Source organism: Amycolatopsis halotolerans (assembly GCF_042647905.1).
Taxonomy (GTDB): domain Bacteria; phylum Actinomycetota; class Actinomycetes; order Mycobacteriales; family Pseudonocardiaceae; genus Amycolatopsis; species Amycolatopsis halotolerans.
The window spans coordinates 1-1,502 of sequence record NZ_JBHRWI010000082.1 but is presented as its reverse complement, the minus strand read 5'-3'; the positions used below and the strand labels follow the sequence as shown (position 1 = coordinate 1,502).

The 1,502-nt window shown below is 72.4% G+C and carries 1 protein-coding gene; it reads left to right on the top strand.

Annotated features, from left to right (window positions below; translation table 11 throughout):
* Positions 1 to 58: 58 nt before the first annotated feature.
* On the top strand, positions 59 to 1,502 hold a 1,444-nt coding region (locus ACFORO_RS46610; protein WP_377896786.1), incomplete at its 3' end, for an IS4 family transposase.

The window sequence follows — 1,502 nt, the reverse complement described above, 5'->3', positions numbered from 1 at the left end:
CTGACGATTGTCTAGGTCATCGGTCCGGCAGGGAGCCTCGTTGCCTGTTCATGCTGTCATGTCCGCGGGTTGGTCCTCGCCGTTGGGTCGGTTGCTGTCCCAGGCCAGGCTGGGGATCCTGGCGTGCCTGGTCCCGCCCGGCCTGGTCGACGAGGCCCTGGCCGTGGCCGGTCGGGACGAGCGTCGGTGGCGTGCTCTGCCGGCCCGGCTGGGCGTGTATTTCCTGCTCGCGCTGCCGCTGCTGGCGACGAAGTCGTACGCGTCGGTGATCCGGGCGATGATCCCGGCCCCTGCGTTGCCGGTGCTGGACCGTCTCGGCTGGCGCGTGCCCTGCTCGGCGGCGTTGTCCGCGCTGCGGGACCGGCTCGGCGCGGTGCCGGCGGAGCTGTTGTTCACGGCGATGACCCGGGCCCGGCCCTCGGCCCGCACCGGCTGGTCCCACGCGTTCGGGCTGCAGCTGCTCGCGATCGACGGCACGGAGATCGCGCTGGCCGACACCGCCGCGAACGCGCACCGCTTCCGCCGCCACCGCGGCCCCGGCGGGAACGAGGCGGGCCCGCCCAAAGCACGGTTGCTGGTGCTCCTGGCCTGCGGGACCCGGCAGCTCGCGGGCGCGGTGTTCGACGACCTGGGGCGCGGCGAGGCCACCCTCTCCCACCGGCTGGTCCCGAGGCTGCGGCCGGGAACGCTGCTGCTGGCCGACCGGAACTTCCTCTCCCACCGGCTCTGGACCAGCGCTCGCGCCCAGGGAGCGCATCTGTTGTGGCGCGCGAAAACCGCCTCGCCCCGGCTGCCGGTGGACACCGTGCTGCCCGACGGGTCCTACCTGTCACGGCTGCACGACCCCGACGACGCCCGCGCCTGGCGCAGACAGGTGCGCCGCAACCGCAAACGCGGTCACCGGCCCCCGAAACCCCGCCCCGTCAAAGGAATCACCGTGCGCGTGGTCGAAGCCCTCATCACCGTCACCGCCGACGGCGCCACCCGCACCGAACGCTACCGCCTGGTCACCAGCCTGCTCGACCCCGGCCACGCACCGGCCGCGCGCATCGCGGACTGCTACGCCCGCCGCTGGGCAGCCGAAACCGGGATCCGCGACCTGAAAACCGTGCTCCTGGCAGGCCGCCCGCTGCGCGCGGCCACCCCGGTCCGCGCCAGCCAGGAACTCTGGGCCGCGCTCGTCACCTACCAAGCCATCCGCATGCTCATCGCCACCACCGCCGCCCGGCACAACCTCGACCCCGCACGACTGTCCTTCACCGCAGCCCGCGACGCCGCCCAGCACGCGATCACCATCACCCCGGCCCAAGCCCCCGCGCACCTCGACTGGGTCTGCACAGACCTGACCCGCCAACTGATCACCAAACACACCAGCCACCGGGTCTTCCCCCGCGCCCTGAAAAACACCAACACCCGCTACCCGCACCGCACCAGCAAACACCCAACCAGCACAAACACCAGCTACCACACCACCATCACCACACCCCCCGCCGACCAGCCAA